The sequence below is a fragment of the Saccharopolyspora pogona genome (genome assembly GCF_014697215.1).
In the GTDB taxonomy this organism is placed as follows: domain Bacteria; phylum Actinomycetota; class Actinomycetes; order Mycobacteriales; family Pseudonocardiaceae; genus Saccharopolyspora; species Saccharopolyspora hattusasensis.
In genome coordinates this window covers 6671541-6697127 of the sequence record NZ_CP031142.1, presented here as the reverse complement: position 1 = coordinate 6697127, position 25587 = coordinate 6671541, and the positions used below count along the sequence as shown (strand labels likewise).

Sequence of the window (25587 nt, the reverse complement as noted above, 5' to 3'; positions counted from 1 at the left end):
GGCTCACCCTTCGCGTTCGTGCCGCTTCGCGTAGGTCGAGATGAGCTCCAGGGAGTCATCCGGTTCCAGCGCTGTCTGCCGCAGCGTAGACCGAGCTTGCACGAATGGGGCTACGTCGTCCGGGTCATCTAGGAACGCTCCGCTACGACGTTGCTCCAGATGGACGACCGGACGAGAACTCACGAACTCCAGCAGGTGGAAGCCGCCGTCCAGCCCGGTGTGCTCACCAGCGGAGAACGGAATGACCCGGATCGCGATGTTGTCGCGAGCTGCCATCTTGACGATTTGGTCGAGCTGTTCTGCCATTAGCCGACCACTGCCCACCGCTCGGCCGAGCACGGCTTCGTCGAGGATCGCTTCGTACTCAACAGGGTCCGGCTTGGTGAGAATCCCTTGGCGTACTTGTCGAATAGCGATCAGCTGCTCAATGCGATCACTCGGCTCGACACCGAACGCCGACAGCAGAGCGCGAGAGTGCTCCCGTGTTTGCAGGAGGCCGGGGATACGCACATCGGCAACTGAAGTGATGTGAACTGCCCGGCTCTCGGCGTCCGCGAGCTCGGTCAGTTGGACAGGGACCCCGCCGCCGAACTCCCACCAAACCGGCTGGTCAAGTTCGCGAGCCATCTTCAGCAGCCGATCACGGGTCTTCCCGGCGACCGACAGTGCGTCCAGGAACAGTCGCACGTTCTCCAAAGTGAGGCCGCGCCGTGCCGTCTCAAAGCGACTGACCTTCGCCTCGGACCAGCCCAAGGCATCACCGGCCTGCCGCATCGTCGCGCCAGCCGCGTTGCGTACCGCACGGAGCTCCTTCGCCAGCGCTCTGGCCCGAGGTGTGTCCTGCATGGACACAAGATTACGTGCAAGCGAGCTCGCGTTTGATCTCCCTCAATCGTGTGATTGCAAGCATTTCCAAATATTGCAAGACTTGCAGTATCTCGATCAAGGGAGATCCCGATGTCTGACTACTTGACCTACGTCTGGCGCCCGGTCACCGGCGGTCGCCACGCGTTTCCCATCGCAGCAACGAAAGCCCCGGTCGAGGAGCGAGTGAAGGCGTTCTGCGGGGCGGAAGCGGGCGCGGCGGAGCTGCACGATCGGTCCGAAGTGGACTGGATTCGCGAGGACACCTGCATGCACTGCTGGCACACCCTCACCACCCGGCTGTGATCACCCGGGGACGGCGCAATTTCGCGAGAAATTGACCGTCACCCGGGTGAACGCCAATTTCTCGCGAAATTGACACCCCTCGCCCAACCGAAGGAGAACCACCGATGTTCTGGATTCAGCTCAGCACGTTCGTCCTGTTCAACCTGCTGATCCTCGCCATGCTCACCACCCAGTTGCCCGCGAGAGCCATCGCGTTCTCAACGGGCCAGCACGCCGGAGGCGGCGAAGGCGCTTACACGGTCTGGCACCTCATAGCCGACATCGAAGCCGAAACCCGCGTCGCGGCCGAAGAACACCGCGCGGAACAAGAACATCCCCACATACCACCGGGATTCCCCACCACAGACCCCGACGAGCCGACCGGGCGGCACCACCTGCGTGCCTGAACGCTCGTGAGTGATCCTTCCGGTTCTTACCGGAACAACCACTCACGAGACCTGACCTCCCAGCCGGGCCGGTTCGGTGTCCTCCCCGACCTCCGCCGCACCGGCCCTTCCCGGTGGCCGGGCGCGAATGCCCCCTCCCGCGCGCCCGGCCACCGACCAAACCACAGGCAAAGCGTCAGACGTCTGGCAAAACAATCACTCACCTGTCTCGCCGGTGGCGAGTTCTGCGACCACGTCGAGGTGGCCGAGGTGGCGGGCGTATTCCTGCAGCAGGTGGAACAGGACCCGCTCCAGGGTTGCCGGTTCCGCTCCTCTCCAGCGGGGGCCCGGTTGGCCCACCGCCGCCAGGTCCGTGGTCCGCACGACCTCGCTGGTGTGTTCGCCCTGGGTCCGCAGACACGTCGTCAGGGACTCCCGGGTTTCCCCCGGGTCGACTTGCCAGCGATCGTTCTTCCAGTCGCCCCATGGGTTTTCGACCTGCCGGCCTTCGAACCCCCATTCGATCCAGCGCAGTTCGACGTGGGTCAGGTGCTTGAGCAGTTCCAGCGGTGTCCACCCGGACGGCAGTCGGCTGCGGCGCAGGTCCGCCTCCGGCAGGGCCTCGACCTTCGCGATCGCGGTGGCGCGGAAGAAGTCGAGGTAGCAGAGGAACACCTCGCCACGCGACGACGCGGGCGCCGTCGGTTCCGGGAACGGGAGCATCCGGCGAGTATCCCCGTCACTGCGTGATCAGGTCCTCGGGGATCTGGGTGTCCGTGTTCATGGCCTCGAACAGTTCCGCGGCCTTCTTCTTGTCCCAGTTGTGCGCCGTGCCGTCGGTGACCGGGACCGTTGTCGTCACCACGCCGCCCGAGGAGATGCCGCGCATCGCCCAGGCCAGGGAGAACAGGTCGCCCGTGCCGTCCTCGTCGAGCATCGTCAGGGCGTTCGCGCCGGTGTCCGCCAGGGCGTAGTCGGTGAACGGGTTGACCAGCGTCGTGAAGCTCGACGCTTCCGAAGCGAGGGCACCGATGAACTTGCGCTGGTTCGCGACGCGGTCCAGGTCCGATCGCGGCGTCGACTCGCTGTAGCGCATGCGGACGAAGGTCAGGGCGTCCGAGCCGTCCATCTGCTGGCAGCCAGCCTGGAGCGTCTGGCCCGTCTTGGTGTCGTGCATCTCCTCGTCCAGGCACATCTCGACGCCGCCGACCGCGTCGACGATCGCCGCGAACCCACCGAAGCCGACCTCGGCGTAGTGGTCGATGCGCAGCCCCGTCTCCTGCTCCACGGTCTGCGCCAGCAGCTGCGGGCCGCCGCTCTCGAAGGCCGCGTTGATCAGCGTCTTGCCGTGCCCCGGGATCTGCACCCGCGAGTCGCGGGGGATGCTGAGCAGCGTCGGGGCGGTCGAGCTGTCCGGCAGGTGCGCGATCATGATCGTGTCCGTGCGCTGGCCGGCCGCGTCGCCGACGTGCAGCCCGGCCGCCACCTCCGGGTCCAGTCCCTCCCGGCTGTCCGAACCCACGATCAGCCAGTTCGTGCCCGCCCCCGCGGCCGGTCTGCCCGGGTAGTCCGGGAAGGCGTCGATCCGCCGGATCGAGGAATCGACGTGGAACCAGAGCCACCCGGCGAACACCACCGGCAGCAGCACCAACGCGAGCAGCACCAGCACCAAACCCCTGCGGGAACGACGCCGATGCGGGGGGCGCTCGGCGGCGGGAGCGCTCCAGTCGTTCCGGAACTGATAGGTGTTCATATTCGCGAAGACGTCCCGCTGGCCCGAAAGTTGCTCATGTCCCATGAAAAGGGGCGTCGGGTCGGAACAAGGCCTACCCGATGGGGTAGTCGTACGCGCGATGGGGTGGAGCCTCTAGCGTCCTGGCGTGTGACTGACTCTTCCTCGCACCTCGGTGCGACAGCGGATGCCTATGATGCCGTCGCCGTCCTCTACACCGAATACGTCCGCAACGCACTTGACGGGCTTGCGCTGGATCGTGCGGTGCTCGCCGCGTTCGCCGAGCTCGCACGGAACACCAACGCCGGGCACGTCGCCGAACTCGGGTGCGGCCCCGGACACATGACCGCGCACCTGCGGGAGCTGGGGCTGGACGTCTTCGGGATCGACCTGTCACCGGTGATGATCGACCTCGCCCGCGAGGCATACTCGCATCTGCGGTTCGAGGTCGGTTCCATGGACGCCCTGAACCTGCCCGACGACAAACTGGACGGCATCGTGTCCTGGTACTCCATCATCCACGCCCCACCGCAGGACGTGCCCTCCTACCTCGCCGAGTTCCAGCGGGTACTCGCACCTGGCGGCCACCTCTTGCTCGCCTTCTTCGAAGCAGAAGGCGGGCCGGTTACCGCGTTCGACCACAAAGTCACGACCGCCTACCGATGGCCGATCGACGACCTCGCGGAACTAGCCGGCGAAGCAGGATTCGCCGAAATCGGCCGGATGCTACGCGAACCGCGCGAGGACGAGCGATACCGCCGAGGCCATCTCCTCATGCGCTTGGACAAGCAACTCGGTTGATCGCCTTTCCCGTGAAGGGTTGTCGGGCAGTCATGAGCAGAAGGCGTACGGCGGCAACGGTTGCAGCGCCGTGGAAGATTTACGTCCGTTTGCCGAAACGGGTGGTCAAGCCCTAGAGGGCCTTGCCCGTTCGCTCGACTTCCGTTACGACGCTGGTAAATCGCCTGGTCGAAGCCGGTGGGCAAGCCGCCGCGCTGCCGCGGCGCCGGCGATTGGCCCGCCTTAATTTTCAGTCCACACAGGACGGTTATCGCAGGCGTTTCGCCCGGAGGACGGTGTCATGGGCGTGGTGGGTGCCGGGCGGCGGCGAGGCGGTTCGCGGGCGGGTTTCGTCGACCAGGACGGCCCAGTCGTCGTCGAGGAGACCGGCGATCTCGTGCGGGTGGTAGTAGTCGCTCGGGTCGAAACCGTGGTCGGTGCCCGGCGGGAGGTCGCCGGGATCGTGGCCGACGAACAGGAACGTGCCGCCCGGGGCGACGGCGGCCAGCAGCCCGCACGCAGCCGTGTGGTCGGGCTCGTGCCGGAGCGGGAAGTACTGGGCCGACACCAGGTCGAACGCGGCGGCGGGCGGCGCAGTGGTGCTCAGGTCCGCGCACGTCCAGGCCACCCCGTGGCGGCCCGCCTCCCGGGCGGCGCGCTCCAGCGCCACCCGCGAGACGTCGACCGCGGTGACCTGCCAACCGCACTCGGCCAGCCAGCGGGCGTCGGCACCTTCGCCGCAGCCCACGTCGAGCGCCTGCCCCGGCGGCAGTCCCACCACCTCGCTGACGAGCACCCCGTTCGGCTCGCCACTGAAAAGCTGCTCGCGGCTCAGGTACCGCTGGTCCCAGACCTGCTGATTCGTTTCCGGCACCAGGCCGTGCCGGCTATCGCCCATGACGCGTTCGCAGTTGCGGGCTTCCGATTCGTTCGTGAACGGAGCTTCCCGTTGGGTCATCGCGACCACCTCCTGCGACCAACGTGCACCCACCGCGGCCAGCTCGGCAAAATCCTTTGCGGAAACAGCAAAACGCCCACTTACCGAAGGGGTACACGTTGACTGTTCACGGCACCACACAAGCCGGCACACCGTTCTCCAGAAGCTACAAGGGGCAGGCATGACCAGCCTTCCCGGCTCAGACATCCTCGATCATGGGGAGGTGCTGGTGTCACCTAGCACGGACATCGAGCACCTCGTGCGTGGGTTGTCGGAGCATGACCAGACCCGCAAAAAGGCTGAGTGCGGTATTGCCTGGTTTTTCCAGCACCAACCCGGCGAAGACGCACCAACACTCACGCTCGGAGTACGCGGCACCACGGGAGCACTCATGTGGTTCGACGCGGCTACCTGCGCGGAAGAGCTCTTCAACCCGCTCGAGTGAGCATACCTGGGTTTCGGGGACCGCTTTGACGACGAAAACGGCGCCGACCTGCACGAGAAACCCGGCCGCCTGCCGCACCGATTTCCCCCGTGGCGTAACCCATTCCCGGCACGCGGCCGTCGACCTACCGTGGCCGCATGCACTCACCGATCACCGGCACGGCCGCTGGCGTGCCGTTCACCGCTCTGCCACCGGCCGACAACGGCCCCGCGCCACTGATCGTCACCTGGCACATGCTGGACGCGCCGAGGTCGGACGCCGCCTTCGCTGCCGCGCTGCCGATGAACGACCTGCCCGCGTGGCGGGTGCACCTCGGCATGCCGATGTGCGGGGCGCGCATGGTCGACGGCAGCATGGCCGCCGGCTTGGAGCTGATCCGCAAGGACGTCCTGATGTCAGCTCTGTACCCGTTCGTCCGGCAGGCGTCGGAGGAGTTCCCGGCCGCACTGGCGTCGATCCGTGCGCAGCTGCCGGTCGATGACGGCCCGATCGGTGTGCTCGGCGGCTCGCTGGGCGGGGCCGTCGCGCTGCGGATCCTCGCAGGCACCGAGATACCGGTCATCGCCGGCGCCATCGTGAACGCCGCCATCCGGATGCGGTCCGTCGTGGACCTGTTCCCAGGCGACTACCCGTATGACGCCGAGTCCGAGAAAGCCGTCGACAGCCTGGACTTCGTCGCCAATGCGGGCACCATCGCCGGTCGCGCGCCGCTGCTGGTCGTCAGCGGCGAGCTGGATCACCCAGCGCTGCGGGCCGACGCGTTGGATCTCGTAGACGCGTTGGGCGAACGGTCCGAACTGCTGTCGATCCCCGGGTTGGCCCACCCGCTCGCCGACGAGCCCGGCATCGAGCCCGCGTCACAGCTGCCACTGGCCCGCGAGGTGGACGCCGGCCTGACCGCGTGGTTCCGACGCCACCTCACGGATGCAGGCTAGGCGGAGCCGGTGACCTGCCTGGTCGCGACGTCCAGCCGTGAGCGGTGCCCGCGCAGCAAGTCGGGCCGAGCCATCGCGGCGGCGCGGTGCGCACCACCAACAGCCGATCGGTCACGCCGCAACGGGACTCGCGACCAAACGAAGATCACGCTCACCAGGACGAGGACGGGCATGCGCTGCGTCATGAGCGGGCGGCCGACCAGCCGCCGGGGCTTTCTCCGCTGTTGACCGGTGAGCTCCCGAGATGCCGCACGGGTGGGGCATCGCCGCCTCTGTGGTCGGCGTCACATCCAGAAAAGTGTGCGGATTTCCGGCGGCGGTGTCGAGAACAGCGCGCCGGCTCCGTCTCTGGGGCACGATCGGCCCTAACCGGCCGTACAACCGAGAAGGAGCTCATTGTGAAGTACCTACTGCTCAAGCACTATCGCGGTGGCCCGACACCGGCTGTGGACCAGCCGCCGATGGATCAGTGGACTCCGCAGGAGGTCGACGCGCACATCCGGTACATGCAGGACTTCGCCGCCCGCTTGGAGGAGACCGGCGAGTTCGTGGACGGGCAGGCACTGGCCCCCGAGGGCACCTTCGTGCGATACGACGGTGCGGGACGCCCACCGGTGACCGATGGCCCGTTCGCCGAAACGAAGGATCTCATCGCAGGCTGGATGGTCATCGACGTGGAGTCCTGGGATCGCGCGGTCGAGCTGGCCGGGGAGCTGTCCGCGGCTCCCGGGGTTGGTGGCAAGCCGATTCACGAATGGCTCGAGGTGCGGCCGTTCCTCACCGAGCCGCCCGCGGTGACCGAGTGAACGAGCCGCTGCTGCGGGAGCTCGTACCTGCGGTGATCGGCGTCCTCGTCCGTCGCGGAGCTGACTTCGCCTCGGCCGAGGACGCCGTGCAGGAGGCCCTGATGCGGGCACTCGAACCCTGGCCGGAGGGACAGCCACGCGACCTGAGGGCGTGGCTGATCTCGGTCGCGTGGCGCAGATTCCTCGACGCCGCCCGAGCCGAGAAGGCCCGGCGCGAGCGAGAGCTCGCAGTGGAGGCCGAACCGTCCGGCGGCCCGGTGCCTGCCACGGACGACACGCTGCGCCTGTACTTCCTGTGCGCGCATCCCACCTTGGCTCCGAGTTCGGCAGTCGCGCTGACCCTGCGCGCGGTTGGCGGCTTGACGACCAGGCAGATCGCGACGGCATACCTGGTTCCGGAAGCGACGATGGCGCAGCGGATCAGCCGGGCCAAACGACGCATCGCAGGGGTCCGGTTCGAGAAGCCCGGCAACCTGACGACCGTGTTTCGAGTGCTCTACCTGGTGTTCAACGAGGGATACAGCGGGGATGTCGACCTGGCGGCCGAGGCGATCCGGCTCGCCCGCCAACTCGCCGCCCTCTCCGACGAGCCCGAAGCGGCCGGGTTGCTCGCGCTCATGCTGCTGCACCACGCGCGCCGGGCTTCTCGCACCGGGCCCGGCGGTCGCCTGGTGCCGCTAGCCGAGCAGGACCGCTCGCTCTGGGACGTCGAGCTGATCGCGGAAGGAGTGACGATCCTGCAGACCGCGTTGGCCCGCGACCGGCTCGGCGAGTACCAAACCCAGGCCGCGATCGCCGCGCTGCACGCCGACGCCAGCACCGCGTCCGAGACGGACTGGGTGCAGATCGTGGAGTGGTACGACGAACTGCTGCTCCTCACCGGCAGCCCGATCGTGCGGCTCAATCGTGCCGTGGCAGTCGGCGAAGCCGATGGACCACAGGCCGGCCTCGCCGCGCTCGCCGACATCGACCCCGCCCTGCCTCGGTACACCGCGGTGGCGGCATACCTCCGCGAACGCGCAGGCGATCTCAGCGACGCCGCCGACCTGTACGCCGAAGCTGCCCGTGCCGCCACCAGCCTGGCCGAACGCGACCACCTCACCCGCGAAGCAGCACGCGTGCGGCACCACGCCCGGACCTCACCACCGCCTTGAAGGTCACCGGACATTTCGCGGAATACCAACGAGTGGGCCCTGAGCTGGGCTGACCAGCAGATACCCATAGCCGCAGCAAGTTTCCGACGTATTCCGCCCCACGCCTCGTCGGCTCCAGCGAGACAACCCGTGCCGGGTCAACCTCACGCGCGAGCTCACGACATCAGCCGTGAGACCCCACAAAACGCACAGGGTCTCAAACCTCGCGACATCTTGATCTCGTTTGACCTGCGCGTTTGTTGTTTTCTCGCTGGTTGACAGGTCAAGGTCAGTCTCAGTTTCGTGGCATTTCTTCGGAGGCGCGCCAAGCTGCGTCAGCCGCTGCGTCGGGCTCACTCCTCCCAAACCGGCACGAGAGGCAGGCCGCGGGCGGCACGCTCGTGGTCGACTGCGCGTTGGATCAGCTCCGTCTTGCGCTTGGTGTAGGCGAGTCCGTTGTCTTCCTCGGCAGCGACGCGCCGCTTCAGCTCTCCGTACTCGGCCGCCACCTCCGGATGCATCCGCAGGTGGTCGCGGAACAGCCGCTCGTTACGACTGCCCCAGGTGTCGGCGGTAACGATATGCAGGTGGTGGCTGCGCGACCCGACGTCAGTGTTCCGGTAGTAGAACAGCCGCTCGGTCATCCCGGTCTCCTGTGGCCGGTAGCCCAGCCGCTCCAGCACGGCTTCCTGGTCGGCGGTAACGTCGTCCAGCCTCGTAACCGACGCCATCAAATCGATCACCGGCTTGGCGGCCAGACCCGGTACGGAGGTGCTGCCCACGTGCTCGACGTTCAGGAACAGCCCAGGCAGTGCGTCGATCAGCTCCGCGCTAGCTTGGGCTCCTTGTTCGGGCCAGGAAGCGTCGTACTCCGCTATAACAATGGCCATCTGCGCATTTTAAGAACCTCGCCGCAACTGCTGATCACGTTTTGATGATCTCATCTGTTGTTCCGCAAGCCGGTGACCGTGTTGCGCCGCCAAGGGTGCCGATGCGGTGCGGACGGGCTGGTCTTGGAGCCTTCCGCGGGAAGACCGGGTCATGCCGGTCGCCGCGGCGCGGCGCACGAACCTGACTGCCGAACAGTGGCAGCTGCGATCATCCGTCCGCTAACGCCGTACGGGTGATCTCGTGTCGCCTTCTCAACATCTACACGGCGCAAGCGCCAAGCAGGCGCCAAGTGATCTGAGAAAGCGCCAAGTTCGTTGAGAACCTACAAAACCCCGCGGCTACTCGTGGGCCATATCGACGAAGCGGCTGTAGTGCAGCTGGTGGGCGACGGTGATCGTGGCCGTCGGGCCGGCACGGTGCTTGGCCAGGATCAGGTCCGCCTCGCCCATCCGCGGGTCGTCCCGCTCGAACGCGTCCGGCCGGTGGATCAGGATCACCATGTCGGCGTCCTGCTCCAGCGAACCACTCTCACGCAGGTCCGACAGCTGCGGCCGCTTGTCCGTCCGCTGTTCCGGGCCTCGGTTCAGCTGGGAGATCGCGATCAGCGGGACTTCGAGTTCCTTCGCCAGCAGCTTGAGGTTTCGGGAGAACTCCGAGACCTCCTGCTGACGGGACTCGACGCGCTTGCCGGACGTCATCAGCTGCATGTAGTCCAGGACGATCAGCTGGATGTCGTGGCGCTGCTTGAGCCGGCGGGCCTTCGCGCGGATCTCCATCATCGTCAGGTTCGGCGAGTCGTCGACGTACAGCGGCGCCTCGCTGATCTCGCTCATCCGCCGCGCCAGCCGCGTCCAGTCGTCGTCGGTCATCCGACCACCGCGCATGTCGCCGAGCCGGATCCGGGCCTCGGCGGAGAGCATGCGCATGACGATCTCGGTGCGCCCCATCTCCAGCGAGAAGATGACGCTCCCGAGCCCATGCTTCACCGACACTGACCTGGCGATGTCCAGACCCAGCGTCGAGTTGTGAGTCGGAATCATCGACCGGCTGGCCAGGTACAGGTGATCCGGTGAATCCACCTCCACGCACCGAACCGGCACACTCGCCACCGGCCGCACGTCAGTGATGAAGCGAGTGCCGACCATCCTCGGGGTACGCGCGTTGCGCTCCTTGTGAACCAACTTCTTGCGGTTCAGCCGGAAAACATCGTCCTGGGTGGTGAACGTGAGCGTGAAGGCCGTGGACGATGCTTCCGTTCGGCCACGGACCCTCTTGGTCGTCAACGTGCAGCGATAGCCGAGGCCGACGACAAGTTCGTATGCATCGCGTGCAAGTCGCTCACTGGTCACGCTGAACTGCACGGATCCGCTCGGTGCCACCGTGCCTTCGGTGTCGAGGAGACCCGCGAGAATGGCGCGGCGTTGAGATTCGGAACCCCGGCGGTACTCGGCCGGGATGTGCTTGTTGCCCAGCACTCCCATCGTCCGGAGCAGGGCCTGAACAGTTCCGCGCTGATTCCGGCAGGCCTGGCACTGCAGCCCGCACGTCGGTTTTCCGCAGTCCGGACACGTCGGCTGCGGCACCGGTTCAGAGATGAGGCGGGCCTTGCCACCGCAGCTCCTACCGCACGTCCGCACTTGGCTGGTCTTCGGCACGAACGCGGCACCGCAGACGACGCACGTTCGTTCGGCAACCAGCTCGGGCTCGGGAAACTGGATCCCGTAGTAGCGGTCGTGCACCAGCGGAGCGCGGTAACCCTCCGCTTCGACGTACATCGCGATCTCGGGGTCCGCGCTCGTGAAGGCCGCCGCCATCGACGTGCCATCACCCAGCCAGACGCCCAGCACGTAGGGCGCGATGGGGAGATCCCGTTCCTGCAAGTCGAGTGCCTGTGCGGCGTTCACCGAGTGGTTGAGCCGTCGATCGGCCGTGTTGCAGCGCAGGGTCGCCGCGATTTCCTCGGTCGCCCGCACTTCCGCGAAAGTTCGTTGGTTGCGGGTTCGGTCGTATCCGACCGCAGCGGCCTGCGCCGACTTCCGCGACGCGCGGGTGTCGGTCAGCCACTGGTGTTGGGCATCGGCGGTGATGATCGTGCCGTCGGAGAATTCGACCTCGTAGCAACGGCGGTCGTGCATCACCTCGGTTGCCCCGACAACCTTGGTCGGCTTGCCGTCCGCGCCGATCAGGTAGTCCCCGACCGCTACCTCGCCCATCGTCGTCCAGCCGTCCGGGGTCGGCAGCGGCGTGTCCAGCGACAGTGCCTTGCCAACACCGGGACGCGCCGCGATGATGATCATCTGGCCTGGGTGGAGGCCGTTGGTCAGGGCGTCGAGGTCGGCGAAGCCCGTCGGGATGCCCTGAGACTCCCCGCCGCGGGAGGCGATGGCGTCGATCTCGTCCATCGTCGGCTGGAGGAGCTCTTCGAGGACGTGGTAGTCCTCGCTGGCCCGGCGTTCCGTCACGTCGTAGATCGCGGACTGGGCCCGGTCGACGACCTCTTCGACCGCCGCACCCTCGGAGCCGTGGTAGCCGAGCTGCACGATCCGGGTGCCCGCCTCCACCAGGCGGCGCAGGATCGCCTTCTCCGAGACGATCTCCGCGTAGTAGCCGGCGTTCGCGGCCGTGGGCACCGTGGCGATCAGGGTGTGCAGGTACGGCGCGCCGCCGACCTTGAGCAGCTCCTGGCGGCGCTCCAGCTCGGCCGACACGGTGATCGCGTCCGCCGGTTCGCCGCGGCCGTAGAGGTCAAGGACGCAGTCGTAGATCGCCTGGTGCGCCGGCCGGTAGAAGTCGTTGGGGCTGAGCACCTCGACGACGTCCGCGATGGCGTCCTTGCTCAGCATCATGCCGCCGAGCACGGACTGCTCCGCGGCGAGGTCCTGCGGGGGCTGCCGCTCGAAGGTTCCGCCGCTGGACCCGCCGTCGTCGGCGAAGTACGGATCCTCCCGCTCGTCGGGCACCGCCACCGGACCCGTCACCTCCTCCGGCGCCAAGACGATCACGCGTATCGGCGCGACCGCCCGCGCGCGAAGCTAGATCGCCCGCTCGGAGCAAGCAAATCAAGCTGTGGACAAAGCTCGGGACAACCTGTGGATAGATCGAATCGAGCTGGGGATAACTCGCGTCAGCCTTCCGCACGCCTGGGGACAACTTGGGGACAAGTAGGCATGATCGACAACAAACCCCAGGTCAACCGCCGTGCGCAGGCTGTGGAAGAAATCCGTGGAAAAGTCCCGGCGTGTCGCGCTCGTCGGCGTGTCGGAATCGGCGGGGCTCGGCCACCGCCATGACCGCCGGTGCGCACGCCGGACGCAGCATCGTCCACCCGTCACACGAATGTCGGAGTGGACGATGCCGCGTTGTGGAAACCGGTACTACCGGGTCACTGCTCGCCGGCGACCTGGACGCTGACGTTGGCCGTCACGTCCGGGTGCAGCTGCACGTCGACGATGTGCTTGCCCAGCGACTTGATGTGGCCGCGCAGCGAGACCGAACGCTTGTCCAGGCTCGGGCCACCGGCCTTGCGCACCGCGGCGACGACGTCGCCGCTGGTGATCGAGCCGAACAGCTTGCCCTGCGAGGACACCTTCGCGGTCAGCGTGACCAGGCCCAGGTCCTTCAGCTGCTGCTTTAGCTCGTGAGCGTGCTCCAGGTTGCGCACCCGGCGGTTCTCCTGCACGCGGCGGATCGTTTCGATCTGCTTCTGCGCGCCCTTGGTGGCCACGATGGCCAGGCTGCGGGGCAGCAGGTAGTTGCGCGCGTAACCGTCCTTGACCTCGACGATGTCGCCAGACTCGCCGAGACCGGTCACGTCAGCGGTGAGGATGATCTTCACGACGTGTCTCCTTCCGGATCAGCGAGCGGTCGAGGTGTAGGGCAGCAGAGCCATCTCGCGAGCGTTCTTCACCGCGATGGCGACGTCGCGCTGGTGCTGGCTGCAGTTGCCGGTCACGCGACGGGCACGGATCTTGCCGCGGTCGGAGATGTACTTCCGCAGCAGCGTCGTGTCCTTGTAGTCGATCTGCGCCGCCTTGTCCTTGCAGAACACGCAGACCTTCTTCTTCGGCTTGCGCAAGGGCGCCTTGGCCATCGGTCTTCCTCCTGAGCGAAAACTTCGTAAGCGTTGCTGCGCCGTTTAGAACGGCGGCTCGTCGCTGAACCCACCACCGGAACCGGCGGGCGGCGCGGAACCCCACGGGTCGTCGGCCGGGGGACCGGACGGGCCCCCGCCACCACTGAAGCCACTGCCGCCGCGGTTGACCTTGTTCACCTTGGCGGTCGCGTAGCGCAGGGACGGCCCGATCTCGTCGACCTCGAGCTCGACGACGGTGCGCTTTTCGCCTTCCTTCGTCTCGAAGGAACGCTGCCGCAGCCTGCCCTGCACGACGACCCGCATGCCGCGGGTCAGCGACTCGGCCACGTTCTCCGCGGCCTGCCGCCAGATGTTGCAGCGCAGGAACAGGGCCTCGCCGTCCTTCCACTCGCCGGACTGGCGGTCGAAGGTCCGGGGCGTGGAGGCCACCGTGAAGTTCGCGACCGCGGCACCGGACGGGGTGAAGCGCAGCTCCGGGTCGGCGGTCAGGTTGCCGACCACCGTGATTACCGTCTCACCAGCCATGACCTGGGACTCCAGTCTGGTCGTTTAGCGGAATCGGGTCAGGCGGACGCCTGAGCGGCGCGGGCCTTGGCGGCGCGCGCGGCCTTGCGGGGCTCGACGATCTTGCGGATGACCTTCGTCCGCAGGATCGACTCGTTGAGGTTCAGCTGCCGGTCCAGTTCCTTGATGGTGGCCGGCTCGCTGTTGAGGTCCAGGATGACGTAGATGCCCTCGGCGTTCTTCTCAATCTCGAACGAGAGACGCCGGCGGCCCCAGACGTCGACCTTCTCGACGGTGCCACCGTCGTTGCGGACAACGTTGAGGAAGTTCTCCAAGGACGGAGCGACGGTGCGCTCGTCCAGGCTCGGGTCCAGGATGACCATGAGCTCGTAGTGACGCATGAAGACCATTCACCTCCTGTGGACTCACGGCCACGGGCTCTCCGTGGCAGGAGGGTCGTTCGCGTCGACGAACTGGATAAGGCTAGCAAGCGGCACCGACGGCACCGGCATCACCCCTGCTCCGCCATCCGCCGCTCGTGGTTCCGCAATTCCCATTGAAATCGAAGGGGCGGGTTCAATGGAAATTGCGGAACCGGAACCGGAGCCGGGGCCGGGTGGGGTGGGTGCCGGGGGGTGGGTGCCGGGCGGGGTGGGTGCCGGGGGGTGGGTGCCGCAGGCCGGGGTCAGTTGCGGCGGAAGACCCAGCTTCGGACAAGGGCCGCGGTGACCACCGCCAGCGAGATCGCGGCGAGCAGCACCGGGGCGGCGACCCGCTCGGTCACCTCGGTGGGCAGCGCCTCCGCCCTGCCCGCGGCGCGGATCTCCTCCTGCTGCTCACGGGCCTTCTGCTGCTCCTGGGCCTGCTTTGCGAGGTCGCCGACGTCCGGGGTCAGGCCGGGGACCTGGCCCCACGGCGGCGATCCCCCCTGGAGGTCCCGCAGGCTGGGCGGCAGGACGCTGATCTCGGCCGGTGCCCCGCTGCTGGGGGTCAGGGTCGGTTCCGGCGTCGTGACCACCGGTGGCGGCGTGGTCGGGCTCGGCGGCTGCGTCGCGCTGGGTTCGGGCGTCGGTGTCGGCTTCGACTTCTCGGGGGTCGGCTGCCCGGACGACGGTGGTGGCTGTTCCTCCGGGCGCTCGGCCTTGACCGTGAGGGCGTTGCCGAGGCTGACCAGGTTGGTGAAGTGCCAGGTCACCGCGTCGACCTTGTCGGCGGGCAGCCCGATCTCGGCGAGCCGTGGCGCGGCGGCCTTGGCGATGTCCTTGCCGGAGTAGAAGGTGCGGCCCTCGGGCGCGGTGCCGAGCGAGATCGGCGCGAGCTCCTTGAACCGTTCCGCGGCGTCGGCGGCCGGGCCGAAGGCCAGCGGCATGGCGAGCAGCACGGCTTCGCGGACCTTGAAGTCCAGCGTCGATGGCGCGATGGTGATCTGCTGCCCTGGTTCCGCCTTGACCGTCGCCAAGGGCTGGTCGACGAGCAGCGGATCGGCGGCGCTCGCGATTCCTGCGCCGAGGAAGGTGCTGGCGGTGATGACGAGGCCCACGAGTCCGGCGGACACGGTCCGGCCGAGCGCGTTCGACCGGTACAGCGGATCGGGTTTCCCCCATGCGCCCATGGCTCGCCTCCCCAAGGCAGTGCGAATGCCGATCACTCTCTCAAGATTAATAACGCGTGAACACCGCCGTTGGTGACGCCCGGCCCGAGAAAAGGAACGAGGTCTCGCGCTGTGGGATCGGGGTGGGCGATCCGCTGGTCAAGCCGACGGGAGGTGAACCCGCCCGCCGCCTAGACTTCGGGCATGCGTATCGGCGCCCACGTTCGCGATGATGACCCGTTGGCCGCCGCCGCCGAGCGCGGCGCGGAGGTCGTGCAGTTCTTCCTGTCGGACCCGCAGGGTTGGAAGGCCCCGAAGCCACACCCGCGGGCCGAGCAGTTGCGGGACAGCGACGTGGCCGTGTTCATCCACGCGCCGTACGTCATCAACGTGGCTTCGCTGAACAACCGGATCCGGATTCCGTCCCGCAAGGCGGTGGGGCAGCAGGCGAAGGCGGCGGCCGCGGTGGGCGCGCAGGGCCTGATCGTGCACGGCGGGCACGTGACGAAGGACGACGAGCCGGCCGAGGGCGTGTCGAACTGGCGCAAGCTGTTCGAGCGGCAGGCCGCGGAGGGCGGCTTCGAGGTGCCGATCCTGGTCGAGAACACCGCCGGCGGCGCGAATGCGATGGCTCGGCGGTTCGACGCGCTGGCGCGGTTGTGGGATGCGGTCGGCGAGTTCGGGGCGGGGTTCTGCCTGGACACCTGCCACGCGCACGCCGCTGGCGAGGAGCTGCTGGACGTCGTGGACCGGGTGAAGGCGATCACCGGGCGGATCGACCTGGTGCACCTCAACGATTCGCGGGACGAGTTCGGATCGTCGCGGGACCGGCACGCGAACATCGGTGCGGGCAACATCGACCCGGAGCTGCTGGTCGCGGTGTGCGCGAACGCGGGGGCGCCGGTGGTGGTGGAGACCCCGGACGAGGGCCAGGCCGACGACATCGCGTTCCTCCGCGGCAAGGTCGGCTGAACACAATGACTTCTCGGGGTATCGAACGGGTGGAGTGATCGGCATCAGCGCTAGGACGACCCGCGGGTTGACGATCTCCGGTTTGGTCGCGCTGTGCATGTTCACCGCGTTGGCGTTGGCGTTGGGCTACGCGAACAAGGCGCGCTGCACCGGCCCGCTCTACGACGAGTGGGGGCGTTCGGAACCCGCCTACCAGGAGCGGGCCTACGGCGAGGTGTGCTACTCGGACATCCAGAACCTGTGGATCGGCCGGGACATCGATCGGCACGTCTTCCCCTACGTGAACGGGGGGATCGAGGCCGACGGGACGTTGTACGGCGGGGTGGTCGAGTACCCGGTGCTGACCGGGGTGCTGATCTGGGTGGGCGCGATTTTCGCCGACACGGACGCGGGTTTCCTGGCCGCGTCGGCGTTGTTGATGGCGCCGTTCGGGTTGGCCGTCGCGTGGTGGTTGGGCAGGTTGAGCGGCTGGCGGGCGTTGTTGTGGGCGCTCAGCCCGCCGCTGGTGCTTTATGCCTTCCACAACTGGGATTTGCCTGTCGTGGCATGCGCGGTCAGCGCGGTGTTCGTCGTGCATCGGTGGACATCGGCGTCGTTGCGCCGTCGGGCGACGGCGGCCGCGGTGTTGTTGGGCCTGGGGTTCGCGCTGAAGTTGTATCCGGCGTTTTTCGTGCTGCCGTTGGCGTTGTACGTGCTGACCGAGGGCCGGGAGGAGGCGCGGCGGTTCGACGTGCGCGGTGCGTTGCAGGTCGTGGGGGCGGCGGTCGGGACGGCGGTGCTGGCGAACCTGCCGTTCATGTTGGCCGGGTTCGGCGGTTGGTTGGCGTCGTTCGACTTCCAGTCGCGCCGGCAGGTGGACATCAGCACGAACTCGGTCTGGTACTGGGGTTTTCGGCACTGGACCGACTCCGAGGGCTTCCAGTCGGCGATGGGCGTGGTGTCGCCGCTGCTGATCTTGTTGGCGTCCGCGGTCGCCTGCGCGGTGGGTTGGTTGCGGTACGAGCGCGCCGGGACCTATCCGTGGATCCAGGTGTCGGCGGCGATGCTGTGCGGTTTCCTGCTGCTGCACAAGGTGCATTCGCCGCAGTACACGTTGTGGCTGCTGCCATTCTTCGTGCTGGTGTCGGTGCGCTGGGGCTGGATCGTGGCGTACCTGGTGGCGGACGTGGCGATGGGCATCAGCATCTTCCGCTGGTTCTACCTGAACATGTCGGGTGTGCCCAACGGCATCCACGACGGTTTCACCGCGCAGGCGTTGATGATCGGGGTTTGGGGTCGGGCGGCGCTGCTGGTCGGGCTGTTCGTGGCGTTCCTCGCCGCTCGTTCCGCTGTGGACGATCTCGGGCCCGGTAGACCAAGCGGCGCAGCTCTGCCGGACCTCGCCGACCACGACGTTCCAGCCAGTACGCCCCGGCAACGGTGATCAGCCAGGCGGTGGGCCCGCGCGCTGCCGACCGGTGCTGATCGACGCACGCTCAGGAGGCGTAGCGGGCCGCCAGCGCGGTGACGGTTTCGGCGACCGCGGCGCGGAGTTCTGGCGGGCCGAGAACTTCCGCTTCGTTGCCGAGGCGGAGCAGGTCGGTGACTGCGACGGCTTGCCGCTCGACGAGCAGCTCGACCTCCACCCAGCCGTGCTCGTCGGGCGGCCCGGTGTCGGTGAGCGCTTTGGTGCCGAGGGCGCCGAACTGCGCGGGCAGCAGTCGCTGGGCCAGCGGCGAGATCCGCAGCCTGGCGGTCCCCCGGTACATCGCGGCCTCCATCCGCTGGGCGGACTCCGCCCAACTGGCAGCGAGGTCGAAGCCGGTGGGCCGGGTGAAGGTCTCCGGGGTGGCCTCCACGGCCAGGAAGCGCGAGATCCGGTAGGTGCGGACGGCTTCGCTGACCTGGGCCACCAGGTACCAGATCCCGCCTTTCAGGACGATGCCCAGCGGTTGGAGTTCCCGGTACACCTCGCCGCTCCAACGGCGGTAGTGCGCGCGCAGCACGCGCCGCTCCCACACCGCCTGGGCGATCTCGCCTAGGTGCGGTACCTGGTCGGGGTCCCGGAACCAGCCCTTCGCGTCGAGGTGGAACCGGTCCTGGATGCGGCGGGTCCGTTCGGCCAGTTCGGCGGGCAGCGCGGCCTGGACCTTCAGCTGCGCGGTGGCCAGGACGGTGCCCAGGCCGAGCTCCCGCGCCGGGCCGGGTGCGCCGGCCAGGAAGAGGGAGCCGGCTTCGGCGTCGGTGAGGCCGGTCAGCCGGGTCCGGTAGCCGTCCATCAGGCGGTAGCCGCCATCGGGACCGCGGTCGGCGCAGACCGGGACGCCCGCCGCCCCGAGGGCCTCGATGTCGCGGTAGACGGTGCGGACCGACACCTCCAGCGCCGCGGCGAGCTCGCTCGCGGTCATCCGGCCGCGGTTCTGGAGCAGCAGGAGAACGGTGAGGAGCCGGTCGGCGCGCATTCCCGGATTTTGCTCCACGTACCTGACAGAAGATGGCAGGTACGCCGATCAGGCTGGTCTCAAGACCGATCGAAGGGGAAGTTCATGAGTACGCAGACCGCCGGCAGCTACACCATCACCCGGTGGGACGAGAGCACCGTCGGCGACGGCGAGCAATACCCGAGGCTCGCGCACGCCTCGATCAGCAACAAGTTCGCCGGCGGCATCGAGGCCGCTGAGGTCGCCTGCGAGTACGTCCTCGCCTACGCCACCGAGCTGGACGGGTCGTTCACCGGGATGCAGCTGATCAACGGGGTTCTCGACGGGCGCAAGGGCGCTTTCGCGATCGAGGAGCGCGGCTGCTTCGGCGACGACGGGTCGATCCACGCCACCTTCGAGGTGGTGCCGGGTTCGGCCACCGGCGAGCTATCCGGGCTGCGCGGCAAGGGCCGCTACACGGCCAAGAGCGGCGAGCGCGCGGTGCCCTACACCTTCGAGTACGACCTGGGCTGACGACGTCCGCACCGGACTCCGGGCGCGGCTTCAATCGAAACTGCGCCCGAAACCCCGCGGGCGGGTGGACCGCGGTTTCAATCGAAACTGCGGTTCACGTGCCACGTCAGAAGACGGACTCGTCGAGGTCCATCAGGGAGTTGTCCGCCGCCTCGATGATCTTGCGGCGACCGGTGAGCTCCGGCAGCACGTTCTTGGCGAAGAACCGGGCCGCCGCCACCTTGCCCTGGTAGAACGGCTGGTCCTTGGCCGACGCGCCCGCGTCCAGCGCGGCGAGGGCGACCTCGGCCTGCCGCAGCAGCAGCCAGCCGACCAGCAGGTCGCCCATGCTCAGCAGGAACGACACGGCGTGCTGGCCGACCTTGTAGATGTTCTTGACGTCCTCCTGCGAAGAGGTCAGGAACTCGATCAGCGTGCCGAGCATGCCCTGGGCGTCCTGCAGCGCGCGGGCCACCAGCGCGCGCTCCTCCTTGAGCCGCTCGTCGGCGCCCTCGGCCTCCAGCGTCGCCTGGATCTCCGCGGCGACGTGGCCGACGGCTGCGCCGTTGTTGCGGACGATCTTGCGGAAGAAGAAGTCCTGGGCCTGGATCGCGGTGGTGCCCTCGTACAGGCTGTCGATCTTGGAGTCCCGGATGTACTGCTCGATCGGGTAGTCCTGCAGGAAGCCGGAGCCGCCCAGGGTCTGCAGCGACAGGGTCAGCATCTCGTAGGCGCGCTCCGAGCCGACGCCCTTGACGATGGGCAGCAGCAGGTCGTTGACCTGCTCGGCGGTGCTGAAGTCGGTGCCGTCGTGCTGGCCCTGCGCCACCTGGTCCTGGAAGCTCGCGGTGTACAGGTACACCGCGCGCAGCCCCTCCACGTAGGCCTTCTGCAGCATCAGGATGCGGCGCACGTCCGGGTGGTGGGTGATTGTCACCCGCGGCGCGGCCTTGTCGGCTGTCTTGGTCAGGTCGGCGCCCTGCACGCGCTCCTTGGCGTAGTCCAGCGCGTTGAGGTAGCCGGTGGAGAGGGTGCCGATGGCCTTGGTGCCGACCATCATCCGGGCGTACTCGATGACCTGGAACATCTGCGCGATGCCGTCGTGCACCTCGCCGAGCAGCCAGCCCTGGGCCGGGGTGCCGTGCTGGCCGAAGGTCAGCTCGCAGGTGGCCGAGGCGTTCAGGCCCATCTTGTGCTCGACGTTGGTGACGAAGGCGCCGTTGCGCTCGCCGGGCTCACCGGTCTCGGAGTCGAAGTGGAACTTCGGCACCAGGAACAGGCTCAGGCCCTTGGTGCCGGGCTTGGACTCGATGCCGGGACCTTCGGGGCGGGCCAGCACCAGGTGCATGATGTTCTCGGTCATGTCCTGGTCGGCGGAGGTGATGAACCGCTTCACGCCGTCCAGGTGCCAGGAGCCGTCCTCCTGCTTGATGGCCTTGGTGCGGCCGGCGCCGACGTCGGAGCCCGCGTCCGGCTCGGTGAGCACCATGGTGGAGCCCCAGCGGCGCTCGATCATCAACTGGGCCCAGCGCCGCTGCTCCTCGGTGCCGTTGCGCCACAGGATCGTCGCGGAGCTCGGGCCCGACATGTACATGTACATCGCCGGGTTCGCGCCGAGCGTGAGTTCGGCGGCCGACCAGATGACGCTGGGCGGGGTGCCGTAGCCGCCGAGCTCGTCCGGCAGACTGAGCCGCCACCACTCGCCGTCCACCAACTGTTGGTACGACTTCTTGAAGGCCTCGGGCAGGGTTACCGAGTGGGTGGCCGGGTCGAACTTGGCGGGGGTCCGGTCGCCTTCGGCGAAGGAGTCGGCCAGCGGGCCGGTCGCCAGCTCGTTGAGCTCGGTGAGCACGCCCCGCACGGTGGCCTCGTCGGACTGCTCGAAGGCACCCGTGCCCAGCCGCTCCTGCACCTTGAAGACCTCGAAGAGGTTGAATTCGAGGTCGCGGACGTTGCTCTTGTAGTGGCCCATCGAAAGGCTCCCTCTTGCGCGCTTCTGCGGGGCGGGCCCGACTCGGCCCTTACTCGTCGGTAACAAGAGGATATTACCTCACAGTAACTTCTGCCAAGACGGCCTTCCCAACGCCACCGCCGAACCCGTCCGTGACCAGGACGTTCACCGGGAAAATTCCGGCCCCGCTACGCCTCCAGCAGGCCGACGAGGAATTCGGCGACGAGCCCGTCCCGGTCGATCTCGGTAGCGACGTCGATCAGTGGGCCATTGTGCTCCGCGAACCCGCGGCGGTCCACTACGGCGTTCCGCACGAGCCCCGGTAGCCGGGGTTCGAGCAGCAGCGCCAGCGCCAGGTTCGTCAGCGGCCCGGTGGCCACGACGGCGCATTCGCCGGGCTGCTCCCGGGCGATCCGCACGAGCTCCTGATCAAGCCCCCGCAGACCGCCGAAGGCGAGAACGTCTAGCCCCGGGTTCCGCACAGACCCGCAGTTGCCGGGCTCACCGCGGAATTCGGGTTGACCCTCACGTGGCGTGAGGCCGCAAGCTTGGTTCCGAGGAGGTGAGGGCCATGGGCTACTCGGTCGGTGAAGCCGCCCGGCTCGCCGGGGTGACGGTGCGGACGCTGCACCACTACGACGAGGTGGGACTGCTGACCCCGAGCGGTCGGACGGCGGCGGGCTACCGCAGCTACTCCGACGCGGACCTGGACCGGCTGCGCCGGATCCTGTTCTACCGGGAGCTGGACCTCGGCCTCGACGACATCGCGAGCATCCTCGCCGACGGTGACGCCAACGCACACCTGAAGCGGCAGCACGAACTGCTGCTGATCCGCATCGAGCGGTTGCAGCGGATGGTCGCGGCGGTGGAACGCGAGCTGGAGGCGAACACGATGGGGATCGAGCTGACGCAGGAGGAGAAGTTCGAGCTGTTCGGGGAATTCGACCCGGACGATTACGCCGAAGAGGTCGAACGGCGTTGGGGCGGCACCGACGCGTACCGGCAGTCCCAGCAGAAGATGTCTTCGTTCACCAAGGAGGACTGGAAGCGGTTCATGGCCTCGCAGGAGGACATCGGCCGCCGCCTGGCCGAGGCGATGCGGGCCGGGTTCGCCCCGGACAGCGAGCAGGCGATGGACCTCGCCGAGGAACACCGCCAGCACATCACGCGCTGGTGCTACGACTGCACCTACGAGATCCACCGCGGTCTCGGCGAGATGTACGTGGCGGACGAACGCTTCGCGGCGAACTACGAGAAGCTGCTGCCCGGCCTCGCCGAGTACATCCGGACGGCGATCAACGCCAACGCCACCCGGGCTGGGGCGTAATGACTCGTGAGTGCGGAAACCGGCCTATACCGGTTTTCGCACTCACGACACCTGGCTCGCGGCCGCGGCCCGGCGGGGTAACGTGCTTCACCGGAATGGGAGGGTCATGGCATTCCCGGTGGAGCTGCAGCCGCGGCGCAAGCCCCGGGCCGGCGCCGCGTGGGACGTTCTCGCGGTGGTCGCCGCAGGTGGCACGCTGGGGTCGCTGCTGCGCTACGGCGCATCGTTGGCGTGGCCGGGACCGTGGTCGACGCTGCTGGTCAACGTGGTCGGTTGCGTGGCCATCGGGGTGCTGATGCACGTGATCACCGAGCTCGTCGTCGCGCACCGGCTGGTCCGGCCGTTCCTCGGCGTCGGTGTCCTGGGCGGGTTCACCACCTTCTCCACTTACGTCGCCGACGCGGTGCACCTGGTGTTCGACCGCCAGCCCGCGCTCGCCCTCGCCTACCTGGTCGGCACCGTGCTGTGCTGCTTGCTCGCGGTGCTCGTCGGGGTCCTTGCGGCGCGCTCGGCGGCGCGCCTGTTCCAGCGAGGTGATCGATGATGCGGCTAAAGGGCCAGGCGTACCGGCTCACCGCGATCGTCGGTGAGACCGCCACCTACCACCACAAACCGCTGTACCACGAGATCGTGCTGCGGGCCCGGCGCGCCGGTTTGGCGGGCGCTTCGGTGTTCCGCGGCGTCGAGGGTTTCGGCGCGTCCTCCGCGATCCACACCGCTCGGCTGCTGTCGCTGAGCGAGGACCTGCCGGTGGCGGTGGTGATCGTCGACGACGAGCAGCGGCTGCGGGACTTCCTGCCGGAGCTCGACGAACTGGTCACCAAGGGCCTGGTGCTACTCGACGAGGTCGAAGTGATCCGCTACGTCGGGCAGGAGCAGCGGTGACGATCGTCCTGGTCGCGCTCGGCGGGGCGCTGGGTGCGTGCATGCGGTTTCTCACCGACCGCTGGGTGCAGGCGCGGCACGACACCGGGTTCCCGTGGGGCACGGTGGCGGTCAACTCGATCGGCTCGCTGATCCTCGGGTTCGTCACCGGCGCCGCCCTGTTCGGCGTGCCCATGCCGGTGGTCCAGTCGCTGGTCGGCGTCGGGTTCTGCGGCGCACTCACCACTTTCAGCACGTTCAGCTACGAAACGGTCCGCCTGCTGCTCGACGGCGCGCGGCTGTTCGCGGTGCTCAACGTCGTCGGCACGGTGCTCGCCGGGATCGGTTCGGGCGTGGTCGGCGTGGTGCTGGCCGCCTCGATCTGGGGCTGAGAAGTCGCGCTGCCCTACCGCCCGGGCAGCGGGAGAATCGAGGCGAAACGGGCACGAGGAGGGGGGTCCGATGAGTGACACCACGATCATCAAAGTGGACGGCGCGCACTCGCCGCGCGGTTCCCTCGGGCAGTACTACCTCGCCGAAGGAGTCGGCCTGGCGATGCGGCTGTGGCGCGAGGAGCCGCCGGGAATCGACAAGCCGACGGCGGCGCGGGACTACGAAACCGCCGGATACGTGATCAGCGGCCGCGCGGAGCTGCACAGCGAAGGCCAGACGGTGCTGCTCGAACCGGGCGATTCGTGGGTCATCCCCAAGGGTGCCGAGCACCGCTACAAGATCCTGGAGACGTTCACGGCCGTCGAGGCCACGCACCCGCCGGCCCAGGTCCACGGCCGCGACGAATGAACGGCCATGGTCGCGGTCGAAGTCGTCGAGACCTCGTCGCTCGGCGACCGCAGCTACCTGGTCACCGACGGCGCGGTGGCGGCCGTCGTGGATCCGCAGCGCGACGTCGACCGGGTGCTCGCGCTCGCCGGTCACCATGACGTCCGCATCACCCACGTGCTGGAGACGCACATCCACAACGACTACATCTCCGGGGGCCTGGAGCTGTGCCGGCTGACCGGCGCGGAGTACGGGGTGGCCGCGGCGGATGTGGTGTCGTTCGCGCGGCGTCCGCTGGCCGAGGGCGACGTGGTGGCGGTGTCGCCCGGGCTTCGGTTGCGCGTGCTGGCGACGCCCGGCCACACCTTCCACCACCTGTCCTACGTGCTCGAAGATCCCGAGGGCGCGGTCGGCGTGTTCACCGGCGGGTCGCTGCTGTTCGGTTCGACCGGGCGCACCGACCTGCTCGGCCAGCAGCACAGCGAGGAGCTCGCCCGGCACCAGCACGCGTCGGTCCGCAAGCTCGCCGATGTGCTGCCGGACGGCGCGGAGATCTGGCCGACGCACGGCTTCGGCAGCTACTGCTCGACCGGTGGCGTGTCCGGCAACTCCGCGACCGTCGGCCAGCAGAAGAAGGTCAACTCCGCGTTCCGGCTCGGCGAGAACGAATTCGTCGAACACGCCCTCTCCGCGTTGGACGCGTTCCCGGCCTACTACGCGCAGATGGGTCCGCGGAACTTGGCCGGGCCGGAGCCGGTCGACCTGCGGGAACCGGCCCGGGTCCGGCCGGCGGAGCTGGCCCGGCGGTTGCGCGTCGGCGACTGGGTGGTCGACCTTCGGTCCCGCCAGGCGTTCTCGCAGACCCACCTGGCGGGCACGATCAGCCTCGGTCTGGACGGCCCGCTGGCCACCTGGCTCGGCTGGCTGATCGAGTGGGGCGCCCCGCTGACGCTGATCGGCGAGGCACCGGAGCAGGTGTCGGCGGCGCAGCGCGAGCTGGCGCGCATCGGGGTCGACCGCCCGACGGCTGCGGTCGGTCGCCCGCAGGAACTCGCCATGGACGCGAACCTGGTGCGCCGCTTGCCGTCCGCGACGTTCGGCGACCTCGCCGAGGCGGGCCCGGGAACCGTCGTGCTGGACGTGCGGATGCGCAGCGAATGGCGGGCCTGCCACTTGAAGAACGCCGTGCACATCCCGCTCTTCGAGCTGCGGTACCGGACCCACGAGCTGCCCGACGGGGTGGTGTGGGTGCACTGCAGCGCCGGGTACCGCGCGGCCGCGGCTGCCTCGCTGCTGGCGCGGGATGGCCGCGAGGTCGTGTTCGTCGACGAGGAGTTCGCCGCCGCGCACCTGGCCGGGCTGCCGCTGGTTTCCGACCGTTGAGCAGGAAACGCGCCAC

General features: G+C 68.2%; 31 protein-coding genes. 16 read left to right on the top strand and 15 right to left on the bottom strand.

Annotation, left to right across the window (positions count from 1 at the left end; genetic code table 11):
* Nucleotides 1–3: 3 nt before the first annotated feature.
* Nucleotides 4–846 (bottom strand): helix-turn-helix domain-containing protein, encoded by an 843-nt coding sequence (locus tag DL519_RS31170; protein WP_190820098.1) that lies wholly within the window; start codon nt 844–846, stop codon nt 4–6.
* Between the two features lie 111 nt (nt 847–957).
* On the opposite strand from DL519_RS31170, the gene DL519_RS31165 reads away from it, so the two are divergent.
* Nucleotides 958–1170 carry a zinc finger protein gene (locus tag DL519_RS31165; RefSeq protein ID WP_190820096.1) on the top strand — a complete coding sequence of 71 codons (213 nt, stop codon included), beginning with the start codon at nt 958–960 and terminating at the stop codon, nt 1168–1170.
* A gap of 104 nt (nt 1171–1274) precedes the next feature.
* Nucleotides 1275–1556 carry a hypothetical protein gene (locus DL519_RS31160; protein WP_190820094.1) on the top strand — a complete coding sequence of 94 codons (282 nt, stop codon included), beginning with the start codon at nt 1275–1277 and terminating at the stop codon, nt 1554–1556.
* A 195-nt stretch (nt 1557–1751) separates the two neighbouring features.
* On the opposite strand, the gene DL519_RS31155 is transcribed toward DL519_RS31160, so the two are convergent.
* Both DL519_RS31155 and DL519_RS31150 read right to left on the bottom strand, forming a co-directional pair.
* Nucleotides 1752–2258 (bottom strand): mycothiol transferase, encoded by a 507-nt coding sequence (locus DL519_RS31155; protein WP_190820092.1) that lies wholly within the window; start codon nt 2256–2258, stop codon nt 1752–1754.
* Between the two features lie 16 nt (nt 2259–2274).
* Entirely contained in the window at nt 2275–3288 is a 1014-nt protein-coding gene (locus DL519_RS31150; protein ID WP_190820089.1) for an LCP family protein, read from the bottom strand.
* A gap of 129 nt (nt 3289–3417) precedes the next feature.
* On the opposite strand from DL519_RS31150, the gene DL519_RS31145 reads away from it, so the two are divergent.
* Nucleotides 3418–4068, top strand: a complete 651-nt coding sequence (locus DL519_RS31145) for a class I SAM-dependent DNA methyltransferase (RefSeq protein ID WP_190820087.1) — start codon at nt 3418–3420, stop codon at nt 4066–4068.
* A 247-nt stretch (nt 4069–4315) separates the two neighbouring features.
* On the opposite strand, the gene DL519_RS31140 is transcribed toward DL519_RS31145, so the two are convergent.
* Nucleotides 4316–5005, bottom strand: coding sequence for a class I SAM-dependent methyltransferase (locus DL519_RS31140; RefSeq protein ID WP_223839773.1), 690 nt, complete (start codon nt 5003–5005; stop codon nt 4316–4318).
* Nucleotides 5006–5165: 160 nt separating this feature from the next.
* Between DL519_RS31140 and DL519_RS31135 the strand changes: the two genes are divergently transcribed.
* Together DL519_RS31135 and DL519_RS31130 are read left to right on the top strand one after the other, a co-directional pair.
* On the top strand, nt 5166–5429 hold the full coding sequence (locus tag DL519_RS31135; RefSeq protein WP_190820085.1) for a hypothetical protein: 264 nt from the start codon (nt 5166–5168) through the stop codon (nt 5427–5429).
* Nucleotides 5430–5566: 137 nt separating this feature from the next.
* Nucleotides 5567–6364, top strand: a complete 798-nt coding sequence (locus DL519_RS31130; protein ID WP_190820083.1) for an alpha/beta hydrolase family protein — start codon at nt 5567–5569, stop codon at nt 6362–6364.
* Here the strand turns inward: DL519_RS31130 and DL519_RS31125 are convergent.
* Nucleotides 6361–6537: a hypothetical protein gene (locus DL519_RS31125; protein WP_190820081.1), complete on the bottom strand. Its 177-nt coding sequence runs from the start codon at nt 6535–6537 to the stop codon at nt 6361–6363. The genes DL519_RS31130 and DL519_RS31125 overlap by 4 nt on opposite strands.
* A 222-nt stretch (nt 6538–6759) precedes the next feature.
* Here DL519_RS31125 and DL519_RS31120 point away from each other — a divergent pair, with 222 nt between their 5' ends.
* Both DL519_RS31120 and DL519_RS31115 read left to right on the top strand, forming a co-directional pair.
* The gene (locus DL519_RS31120; RefSeq protein ID WP_223840393.1) at nt 6760–7170 is read left to right on the top strand and encodes a YciI family protein; all 411 of its coding nucleotides are present in this window, start codon (nt 6760–6762) and stop codon (nt 7168–7170) included.
* The gene (locus tag DL519_RS31115) at nt 7167–8324 is read left to right on the top strand and encodes an RNA polymerase sigma factor (protein WP_190820078.1); all 1158 of its coding nucleotides are present in this window, start codon (nt 7167–7169) and stop codon (nt 8322–8324) included. The genes DL519_RS31120 and DL519_RS31115 overlap by 4 nt, the downstream gene beginning before the upstream one ends.
* Before the next feature lie 332 nt (nt 8325–8656).
* Here DL519_RS31115 and DL519_RS31110 read toward each other — a convergent pair whose 3' ends face one another.
* The 7 genes from DL519_RS31110 to DL519_RS31075 form a co-directional block, all read right to left on the bottom strand.
* A complete protein-coding gene (locus DL519_RS31110; RefSeq protein WP_190820076.1) occupies nt 8657–9193 on the bottom strand; it encodes a GrpB family protein in 537 nt (178 codons plus the stop codon).
* 339 nt (nt 9194–9532) lie between these two features.
* On the bottom strand, nt 9533–12154 hold the full coding sequence (gene dnaB / locus DL519_RS31100) for a replicative DNA helicase (protein WP_397545080.1): 2622 nt from the start codon (nt 12152–12154) through the stop codon (nt 9533–9535).
* 422 nt (nt 12155–12576) lie between these two features.
* Complete coding sequence (gene rplI, locus DL519_RS31095) at nt 12577–13029, bottom strand: 50S ribosomal protein L9 (RefSeq protein ID WP_190820072.1); 453 nt, start codon at nt 13027–13029, stop codon at nt 12577–12579.
* A gap of 18 nt (nt 13030–13047) precedes the next feature.
* Nucleotides 13048–13284: a 30S ribosomal protein S18 gene (rpsR, locus tag DL519_RS31090; protein WP_190820070.1), complete on the bottom strand. Its 237-nt coding sequence runs from the start codon at nt 13282–13284 to the stop codon at nt 13048–13050.
* A gap of 45 nt (nt 13285–13329) precedes the next feature.
* On the bottom strand, nt 13330–13812 hold the full coding sequence (locus tag DL519_RS31085) for a single-stranded DNA-binding protein (RefSeq protein ID WP_190820068.1): 483 nt from the start codon (nt 13810–13812) through the stop codon (nt 13330–13332).
* Nucleotides 13813–13850: 38 nt separating this feature from the next.
* Complete coding sequence (gene rpsF, locus DL519_RS31080; RefSeq protein WP_210435509.1) at nt 13851–14201, bottom strand: 30S ribosomal protein S6; 351 nt, start codon at nt 14199–14201, stop codon at nt 13851–13853.
* 275 nt (nt 14202–14476) lie between these two features.
* Nucleotides 14477–15403, bottom strand: coding sequence for a hypothetical protein (locus tag DL519_RS31075; protein ID WP_190820066.1), 927 nt, complete (start codon nt 15401–15403; stop codon nt 14477–14479).
* Between the two features lie 183 nt (nt 15404–15586).
* Here DL519_RS31075 and DL519_RS31070 point away from each other — a divergent pair, with 183 nt between their 5' ends.
* Both DL519_RS31070 and DL519_RS31065 read left to right on the top strand, forming a co-directional pair.
* Complete coding sequence (locus tag DL519_RS31070) at nt 15587–16354, top strand: deoxyribonuclease IV (protein WP_190820064.1); 768 nt, start codon at nt 15587–15589, stop codon at nt 16352–16354.
* 34 nt (nt 16355–16388) lie between these two features.
* Nucleotides 16389–17777, top strand: coding sequence for a glycosyltransferase family 87 protein (locus DL519_RS31065; RefSeq protein WP_397544992.1), 1389 nt, complete (start codon nt 16389–16391; stop codon nt 17775–17777).
* A gap of 52 nt (nt 17778–17829) precedes the next feature.
* Here DL519_RS31065 and DL519_RS31060 read toward each other — a convergent pair whose 3' ends face one another.
* Nucleotides 17830–18795: a helix-turn-helix transcriptional regulator gene (locus DL519_RS31060; RefSeq protein WP_190820062.1), complete on the bottom strand. Its 966-nt coding sequence runs from the start codon at nt 18793–18795 to the stop codon at nt 17830–17832.
* Between the two features lie 84 nt (nt 18796–18879).
* On the opposite strand from DL519_RS31060, the gene DL519_RS31055 reads away from it, so the two are divergent.
* Nucleotides 18880–19287, top strand: coding sequence for a DUF3224 domain-containing protein (locus DL519_RS31055; RefSeq protein WP_190820060.1), 408 nt, complete (start codon nt 18880–18882; stop codon nt 19285–19287).
* 106 nt (nt 19288–19393) lie between these two features.
* Here DL519_RS31055 and DL519_RS31050 read toward each other — a convergent pair whose 3' ends face one another.
* Together DL519_RS31050 and DL519_RS31045 are read right to left on the bottom strand one after the other, a co-directional pair.
* Nucleotides 19394–21238 carry an acyl-CoA dehydrogenase gene (locus tag DL519_RS31050; protein WP_190820058.1) on the bottom strand — a complete coding sequence of 615 codons (1845 nt, stop codon included), beginning with the start codon at nt 21236–21238 and terminating at the stop codon, nt 19394–19396.
* 167 nt (nt 21239–21405) lie between these two features.
* Nucleotides 21406–21636, bottom strand: coding sequence for a hypothetical protein (locus tag DL519_RS31045; RefSeq protein WP_223839771.1), 231 nt, complete (start codon nt 21634–21636; stop codon nt 21406–21408).
* A gap of 152 nt (nt 21637–21788) precedes the next feature.
* Between DL519_RS31045 and DL519_RS31040 the strand changes: the two genes are divergently transcribed.
* The 6 genes from DL519_RS31040 to DL519_RS31015 all read left to right on the top strand — a co-directional run bounded on the left by DL519_RS31040 (nt 21789) and on the right by DL519_RS31015 (nt 25571).
* Nucleotides 21789–22544, top strand: a complete 756-nt coding sequence (locus DL519_RS31040; protein WP_190820056.1) for a MerR family transcriptional regulator — start codon at nt 21789–21791, stop codon at nt 22542–22544.
* 106 nt (nt 22545–22650) lie between these two features.
* On the top strand, nt 22651–23088 hold the full coding sequence (locus tag DL519_RS31035) for a fluoride efflux transporter FluC (RefSeq protein WP_190820054.1): 438 nt from the start codon (nt 22651–22653) through the stop codon (nt 23086–23088).
* Nucleotides 23088–23429, top strand: a complete 342-nt coding sequence (locus tag DL519_RS31030; RefSeq protein WP_210435684.1) for a DUF190 domain-containing protein — start codon at nt 23088–23090, stop codon at nt 23427–23429. Before DL519_RS31035 ends, DL519_RS31030 begins: the two co-directional genes overlap by 1 nt.
* Nucleotides 23426–23800, top strand: a complete 375-nt coding sequence (gene crcB, locus DL519_RS31025; protein ID WP_190820052.1) for a fluoride efflux transporter CrcB — start codon at nt 23426–23428, stop codon at nt 23798–23800. Before DL519_RS31030 ends, crcB begins: the two co-directional genes overlap by 4 nt.
* Before the next feature lie 70 nt (nt 23801–23870).
* Nucleotides 23871–24209, top strand: a complete 339-nt coding sequence (locus DL519_RS31020; RefSeq protein ID WP_168585840.1) for a cupin domain-containing protein — start codon at nt 23871–23873, stop codon at nt 24207–24209.
* Between the two features lie 6 nt (nt 24210–24215).
* A complete protein-coding gene (locus DL519_RS31015) occupies nt 24216–25571 on the top strand; it encodes an MBL fold metallo-hydrolase (protein ID WP_190820050.1) in 1356 nt (451 codons plus the stop codon).
* Nucleotides 25572–25587 lie beyond the last annotated feature (16 nt).

Bases quoted from the DNA above. Each gene is read 5' to 3' on its own strand.
- DL519_RS31170 (WP_190820098.1), bottom strand. From the start codon at position 846: ATGCAGGACACACCTCGGGCCAGAGCGCTGGCGAAGGAGCTCCGTGCG.
- DL519_RS31165 (WP_190820096.1), top strand. From the start codon at position 958: ATGTCTGACTACTTGACCTACGTCTGGCGCCCGGTCACCGGCGGTCGC.
- DL519_RS31160 (WP_190820094.1), top strand. From the start codon at position 1,275: ATGTTCTGGATTCAGCTCAGCACGTTCGTCCTGTTCAACCTGCTGATC.
- DL519_RS31155 (WP_190820092.1), bottom strand. From the start codon at position 2,258: ATGCTCCCGTTCCCGGAACCGACGGCGCCCGCGTCGTCGCGTGGCGAG.
- DL519_RS31150 (WP_190820089.1), bottom strand. From the start codon at position 3,288: ATGAACACCTATCAGTTCCGGAACGACTGGAGCGCTCCCGCCGCCGAG.
- DL519_RS31140 (WP_223839773.1), bottom strand. From the start codon at position 5,005: ATGACCCAACGGGAAGCTCCGTTCACGAACGAATCGGAAGCCCGCAAC.
- DL519_RS31135 (WP_190820085.1), top strand. From the start codon at position 5,166: ATGACCAGCCTTCCCGGCTCAGACATCCTCGATCATGGGGAGGTGCTG.
- DL519_RS31130 (WP_190820083.1), top strand. From the start codon at position 5,567: ATGCACTCACCGATCACCGGCACGGCCGCTGGCGTGCCGTTCACCGCT.
- DL519_RS31125 (WP_190820081.1), bottom strand. From the start codon at position 6,537: ATGCCCGTCCTCGTCCTGGTGAGCGTGATCTTCGTTTGGTCGCGAGTC.
- DL519_RS31110 (WP_190820076.1), bottom strand. From the start codon at position 9,193: ATGGCCATTGTTATAGCGGAGTACGACGCTTCCTGGCCCGAACAAGGA.
- rpsR (WP_190820070.1), bottom strand. From the start codon at position 13,284: ATGGCCAAGGCGCCCTTGCGCAAGCCGAAGAAGAAGGTCTGCGTGTTC.
- DL519_RS31085 (WP_190820068.1), bottom strand. From the start codon at position 13,812: ATGGCTGGTGAGACGGTAATCACGGTGGTCGGCAACCTGACCGCCGAC.
- rpsF (WP_210435509.1), bottom strand. From the start codon at position 14,201: ATGGTCTTCATGCGTCACTACGAGCTCATGGTCATCCTGGACCCGAGC.
- DL519_RS31075 (WP_190820066.1), bottom strand. From the start codon at position 15,403: ATGGGCGCATGGGGGAAACCCGATCCGCTGTACCGGTCGAACGCGCTC.
- DL519_RS31070 (WP_190820064.1), top strand. From the start codon at position 15,587: ATGCGTATCGGCGCCCACGTTCGCGATGATGACCCGTTGGCCGCCGCC.
- DL519_RS31060 (WP_190820062.1), bottom strand. From the start codon at position 18,795: ATGCGCGCCGACCGGCTCCTCACCGTTCTCCTGCTGCTCCAGAACCGC.
- DL519_RS31055 (WP_190820060.1), top strand. From the start codon at position 18,880: ATGAGTACGCAGACCGCCGGCAGCTACACCATCACCCGGTGGGACGAG.
- DL519_RS31050 (WP_190820058.1), bottom strand. From the start codon at position 21,238: ATGGGCCACTACAAGAGCAACGTCCGCGACCTCGAATTCAACCTCTTC.
- DL519_RS31040 (WP_190820056.1), top strand. From the start codon at position 21,789: ATGGGCTACTCGGTCGGTGAAGCCGCCCGGCTCGCCGGGGTGACGGTG.
- DL519_RS31035 (WP_190820054.1), top strand. From the start codon at position 22,651: ATGGCATTCCCGGTGGAGCTGCAGCCGCGGCGCAAGCCCCGGGCCGGC.
- DL519_RS31030 (WP_210435684.1), top strand. From the start codon at position 23,088: ATGCGGCTAAAGGGCCAGGCGTACCGGCTCACCGCGATCGTCGGTGAG.
- DL519_RS31020 (WP_168585840.1), top strand. From the start codon at position 23,871: ATGAGTGACACCACGATCATCAAAGTGGACGGCGCGCACTCGCCGCGC.
- DL519_RS31015 (WP_190820050.1), top strand. From the start codon at position 24,216: ATGGTCGCGGTCGAAGTCGTCGAGACCTCGTCGCTCGGCGACCGCAGC.